6 protein-coding genes are annotated in these 5,539 nt (G+C 48.3%); 1 reads left to right on the forward strand and 5 read right to left on the reverse strand.

The window, feature by feature from the left end; translation table 11 throughout:
• Nucleotides 1-265: 265 nt before the first annotated feature.
• From QZT80_RS06505 to QZT80_RS06525, 5 genes are all read right to left on the reverse strand, one after another.
• Nucleotides 266-1,396, reverse strand: coding sequence for a FecR family protein (locus QZT80_RS06505; RefSeq protein WP_295119401.1), 1,131 nt, complete (start codon nt 1,394-1,396; stop codon nt 266-268).
• Between the two features lie 66 nt (nt 1,397-1,462).
• Nucleotides 1,463-2,056 (reverse strand): sigma-70 family RNA polymerase sigma factor, encoded by a 594-nt coding sequence (locus QZT80_RS06510; RefSeq protein ID WP_295119404.1) that lies wholly within the window; start codon nt 2,054-2,056, stop codon nt 1,463-1,465.
• Nucleotides 2,057-2,165: 109 nt separating this feature from the next.
• Nucleotides 2,166-2,720: a DUF4199 domain-containing protein gene (locus tag QZT80_RS06515; protein ID WP_295119407.1), complete on the reverse strand. Its 555-nt coding sequence runs from the start codon at nt 2,718-2,720 to the stop codon at nt 2,166-2,168.
• A 104-nt stretch (nt 2,721-2,824) separates the two neighbouring features.
• Nucleotides 2,825-3,292 carry a LuxR C-terminal-related transcriptional regulator gene (locus QZT80_RS06520; protein ID WP_295119410.1) on the reverse strand — a complete coding sequence of 156 codons (468 nt, stop codon included), beginning with the start codon at nt 3,290-3,292 and terminating at the stop codon, nt 2,825-2,827.
• A 22-nt stretch (nt 3,293-3,314) separates the two neighbouring features.
• The gene (locus tag QZT80_RS06525) at nt 3,315-3,818 is read right to left on the reverse strand and encodes a DinB family protein (RefSeq protein ID WP_295119413.1); all 504 of its coding nucleotides are present in this window, start codon (nt 3,816-3,818) and stop codon (nt 3,315-3,317) included.
• Nucleotides 3,819-4,187: 369 nt separating this feature from the next.
• Here QZT80_RS06525 and QZT80_RS06530 point away from each other — a divergent pair.
• On the forward strand, nt 4,188-5,539 hold a 1,352-nt coding region (locus tag QZT80_RS06530), incomplete at its 3' end, for a glycoside hydrolase family 76 protein (protein WP_295119415.1).

Below are 5,539 nucleotides of genomic sequence, written 5' to 3' on the forward strand. Positions count from 1 at the left end.
GATAATCGCATAACACGTTGTGTTTGGACACTAAACCGCGGACAGTTGTTGATAAGGACCCGTAACAACTGGCTAAGCTGCCTTTTGGGCAAAACATTAGCACCCCGGTTACAAAAAGTTTCAAAATGCATACTTTTGTACTGGTTATTTGGTTGATTAATAAATAAAGTCTTCCCAGACCCTGGTTTATGATGAAACCGAAACCTTTAGCCGTTCTACCTGGTACGTAGAGCGGTTTCTTTTTTACGATCTTTCTCTAAAGTTGTTATTGCATTACGATCAGTTTATTCCCTTCCAGTTTAAATTTCACATCCATTTTGCCGAGTATGCCTAATACCTGCGTCAGTTGCAGATCGCGACCCATTTCGCCGCCAAAGCTGCGTTGTGGTATTTTTCCTTCATATACAATTTCCACATCGTACCAGCGGCTAACCTGCCGCAGCACGGTGGGCAGGTCGGCGTTGGTGAAGTAGAAAGCGCCGTCTTTCCAGGCCATTACCTGGTCGGTAGTCGTCACGGGCACTACCGTGAGTTTATCTTTGTACTGTGCCTGCTGCAACGGCCGCAGTACTACATTTTCGCTGGCCGCCGAAACACGCACGCCACCGGAAAGCAGCGTGGTGTTGATATAGGGCTCATCTGTATAGGAATTAATATTGAAGCTGGTACCTAGTACCTGTACCATATTTTTATCATTGATGTTCACCTTAAATGGCTTGTTCGCCATTTGCGCCACTTCGAAATAGGCTTCGCCGGTGATCTTCACACTTCTATCGGCTCCATTGAATGCGGTGGGGAAAGTGATGGACGAAGCGGCGTTCAGCCACACCTGTGTTCCATCGGGAAGCGTAACACGAAACTGTCCGCCACGGGGAGTGCTGAGTGTATTTAATTCAGCCAATGCACCTTCGCCTTCGTATAACAGTTGGCCCGCCTGCTGGCGAATGGTGGTGCTGCCCTGCGTGATGGTGCGCCGGCCGTTGCTGTCGAGCGTTACAACAGAACCGTCGGCGAGCGTGAGGGTGGCTTTGTCGTAGCCGGGTTGTACGTTAGCAGCTGCCACTACCGGAGGTTTAGAGGGCCGTTGCCATATCCAGGCGGCAGCACCGCCCAGCAATAGCAGCACTGCGGCGGCAGCAGCCCGGCGATACGGGAACATGCGGCGTACGGGTGCTTCGCGCCCACCTAAGATCCTGGTAAGCACAATATCACCGGTAGTCCTGGTAAAAGGGACCTCTGTTTCCTTCAGCCCGTTCCATGCTTCCAGCATTTCCTGCATTACGGCGGCATCCTGACCATCTTCCGCCAGCAGGGCCATTAACGTTTCCGTTTCGGCCTCTGTAGCTGTGCGGTCATAGTACTTCTTAAATAATTCTTTAACTCGTTCCTCGTGCATGAAATAGCAGTTACTATTATTAAGACAATATGAAACAGGGAAAAGTAGATATGGACGATAAAAAAATTAAAAAAACAGGGCGGCCAGCACCAATGGGGGAATAACAAGCTGGTAACGCTCCTTAATATACTGGCTGATAAACTCAGTTGCCAGCTGGATGTACTTTTTTACGGTAGATACGGTAATACCCATCTGCCCAGCTATTTCCGCCTGTTTCAGGCGCTCGCGGCGACTTAACAGGAATACTTTCTGTTGCTGAGGGGGCAATTTGGCAATGGCTTCGTCGATCAGGGAATGGAAAACAAGGGAGGGGTCTGGCAGATCGGCTGCTTCGTGCTGCCCCGTGCGGAGGTAGGTTTCCTGGTTAGTACGCTCGCGGGCCATCTTCTTCAGCACGTTCAGCGACTGGTTTTTGGCCATTACCCAGAGGTAAGGTTTAAAATCTTGGACGAACTGCAGCGTTTCGCGGCTCATCCATATTTTAAAGAAAACGTCCTGCACTATCTCTTCCGTTTCGGGCAGGGAGCGGGTAATGCGGTATACCTGGGTGGATAACAATGGGTAATAGGAATGGAATAAAACAGAAAAAGCCGTTTCATCACTTTCAGATATTCGCCTGAGCAGTTCGCGCTCATCATGTACATTCCCGATTCTTTCCAAGTAGTCCCGATGGTTTGGTGGTAGTGTGTTATGCGAGATTAAAAATACAGAAAAAATCGGGGAATGAGGCAGCGGGTGGTTGCCCGCTGCCCGTATCTATCTTTAAAAACTATCTTCCAACCCCTTGCAGATCAGTGGCCACCCTGGTACCTTTTCGTTTTAACAACAGTGCGCTGACCAATGTTACCACCAGGCCTACGGGTAATATTTCCATATAAGTTGCACCTACTACAAAGAGGGGATTCTTGTACCATTCGGCATACTTTGCCATGCTGGCCATTTCCTCAGCCATCACTTCCTGGCTGGCCCCACCCGCCTTTAAGCCGGAAAGGTAATTTTCCGAATATACTTCAAAGAAGTTGGGGATCAGGGTGTAATAAGACACCAGCCATACCAGCACGTAAATAGTAGAAGCGATCAGCGTAATAAACAGCCCGGTTTTAAACGCCTGGCCAAAACTGATGATGCCACCGCAATACTTATCCCGGTAATTTTTAACGCCGACAAATACCATGGAAAAGGCCAGGATCATGGAAGCATATCCATACAACATCCCGTTGTCGAGGTGTATTTTGCCGTTCATGCACATTCCGACAACAATCCCTAACCATATAGACACCATCAACCCGGCGATAAGCCCAAATACAATTACATTCTTTTTCATTGCAGATAATTTTCACAAAAATGAGGCTCCGCCGTGGCTTTTGCCTCATACTTAAGGATGATTTTGGGAGACGAGAAGCGATTTAGTACTAAAGTAGGAAAATATTATGGAATGATATTCAATCGTTTAGCTTTTTCCACCGCCTGGGTGCGGCGTTTAACGTCCAGTTTTTCGAGGATGCGGGAAGAATGGGTTTTGATAGTGCTTAATGATACAAAAAGTTGCGCGGCAATCTCCTGGTTCGACAAACCTTGGGCCATCAGCTCCAGCACTTCAAGTTCCCGTTTGCTGATATTAAGTTCTCCGAGCGCTGCATCGTTCATCATAAAAGGGGTAGTCCGTTCGATGATAACTTCCTTTTCGACCACCACCGTTTTGGGCTTCGCGAGTTTTAACGCCAGCCATATGCCCAGCCCGGTGAAGAGTAAGGCAATAATGCCTGCGTATATCTCAAACGCATGGTCTATAATAATAAGCCGCAGTTCCAGCCAGCGCAGCAGAAAAAGCAGCAGGGCCATTGCCACCCCATATATAATGAGTGATTTGTTCCTTTGTAAAAAGCCGGTGTGCATACCACCAATTTACAAAAAAGCCCTAACTCAGCGCGTTGTAGATGTTTTTAAGCTGATGATTATGGCGCTGGGTATGCGCAATGATAAAAGTAACGACCTCCTCCCCCGTCATATAACCCAATTGCGGAAATTCGAAGCCCGTACAGGTGAGCGTAAGATCATTTCCCATAATCGCTTCCTCCGCCAATTGCCGCAATTGCTCTAACTCGCCGATCAGCTCGTCCTTATTATATTCCCTTTCTGCCGGCACCACAAAATCGGGCGACTGCATCTTGATATCGAAATTAAGAAACATCTTTCGCAGGTCTTCTTCCAAAGCTGCGGGATCGCGCTCGGTTTCAGTGGTATCACCTTCTATCAGTTCTACACAGCCCGATACAGACAACCTGATATGCTCGGCTACCTGGGCAGCCGTCCAGCTACCTTCAAACGGCACTTTGTTAATCTGGCTGCGGCTGAACAGCGACAGCAATGTTTCCATTTCCGAGAGCGCCTTAGTGGCTTGTTGTGCGAAATCGTGTTGCATGTTTTTTCGTTTTATTAAAGGTCTGCATTTGTGTGGTGGCAGAGGGAGGGTGAAAGCGACAGATTTGGGGTAGAATGGGACAGCTCTTCTGTTTGCACTGCGTTTAGCCTGCAGCTCTGTCCTGCTAAAATAAAAATTTAAAAAATTTTATTTAGCGCTTAGAGAGATGGAATTACAATACAGTCCGAAACCTACGCTTTGCTAAAACAATTAACCTGTTTTTACGCCTGTTCTTATCATGTTTCCGAATCATTATATTTGTTTTGTAAGCTTAGGTATTTAGTTCAACAGCCCGTATGAAAGACCGTCAGTTGACCCTTTGAACCCACGTCCACGTTAATTGTATCACTTTTAAATTCCAGCACACGTATGAAAAAGTTTCTACACGCTTTGCGTGCAGGGTATTATTCTTTATGCCTGCCCGTAACCCTTCTGTTGCTTTCTTCCGCTGTAATGGCCCAATCGTCGGTGTATAACGCACCTGCGGAGGCATTACAAGGCTCACTACACTCGGCCTTTATTTCGTCCAACGGCCAGTACTACAATCAAACCAGCGGCGGTACCCATACTGGTTTCAACTACTGGTGGAACGCTAATGGCATCGATGCGCTGACCGATGGTTATTTGCGCACCCGCAGCAATACGTACAAGAACAGGATGAAGACCCTCCTGTACGGAATTAAAGCCTCTAACGGCAACACCTATCTTAATTACTTTTATGATGACATGGAATGGATGGCCATCTCGTGCCTGCGGGCTTATCAGCATACCGGCGACACGGCGTACCTCAATGCCGTTAATGTACTGTGGACGGATATCCAAACGGGTATGCACTCCGGCCGTAGTTACGCCATTCAATGGAACAAAGGCACGCCTAACAGTTTTAACGCCTGCGCCAATGCGCCTGCTATCATTTTCATGTGCCGGTTATACCAGATGAATGGTAATGCTACGGCCCTATCGCGCGCGCAAAGTATTTACGCGTGGATGAAAAGCACACTCGTAAATCCTACCACAGGCGAAGTGTACGATGGCTATGATGCAGGCACTAATACGGTAAACACAAACCCTGGCTGGATATTCTCCTACAACGTGGGCACCTGGATAGGCGCCGCACTGGAGCTGTACCAGATTACCGGTAACGCTACTTACCTCAACGATGCCATTCTTACGGCCGAACATGCGATGACCAGCAAACTGGTGAACGGTGTGTTTTATACCAACGAAACCGGCGGCGGCGACGGAGGTTTGTTCAAAGGTATTTTCATCCGTTACTTCACCCTGCTGGCAAGAGAAGGCGTGCTTACCACAACAAACCGCGCACGCTACGTGAACGCGATTAAAACAAGTGCAGCTTCTCTTAACGGCCGTGGTATTAACACCGCTAACCTGCTGGCTAACCCTAACTGGACAACGAAACCTGGCGCTACCACCGACTACTCCACGCAACTAAGCGCTGTGATGTTACTGGAAGCCGCCGCCACGCTCGACCAGGTATTCTTTTATAAAGACCTGAACTATGGCGGTTACGCTATCGGATTTACGCCGGGAAGCTATACCCATAACGCCATGGTAGCAAGAGGTGCGCTGAACGACGACCTTACTTCCTTTACCCTGCCCGACGGTTATTCTATCACCTTATACGAAAACGACAATTATGCAGGCGCCAGCACCGTTCGCACAGCCAGCACCCAATGGATAGGTGCCGACTGGAACGATCG

The sequence above is a fragment of the uncultured Chitinophaga sp. genome (genome assembly GCF_902168175.1).
Lineage (GTDB): Bacteria > Bacteroidota > Bacteroidia > Chitinophagales > Chitinophagaceae > Chitinophaga.

Coding starts and splice junctions, on each gene's coding strand:
- QZT80_RS06505 (WP_295119401.1), bottom strand. CDS start 1,396: ATGCACGAGGAACGAGTTAAAGAATTATTTAAGAAGTACTATGACCGC.
- QZT80_RS06515 (WP_295119407.1), bottom strand. CDS start 2,720: ATGAAAAAGAATGTAATTGTATTTGGGCTTATCGCCGGGTTGATGGTG.
- QZT80_RS06520 (WP_295119410.1), bottom strand. CDS start 3,292: ATGCACACCGGCTTTTTACAAAGGAACAAATCACTCATTATATATGGG.
- QZT80_RS06525 (WP_295119413.1), bottom strand. CDS start 3,818: ATGCAACACGATTTCGCACAACAAGCCACTAAGGCGCTCTCGGAAATG.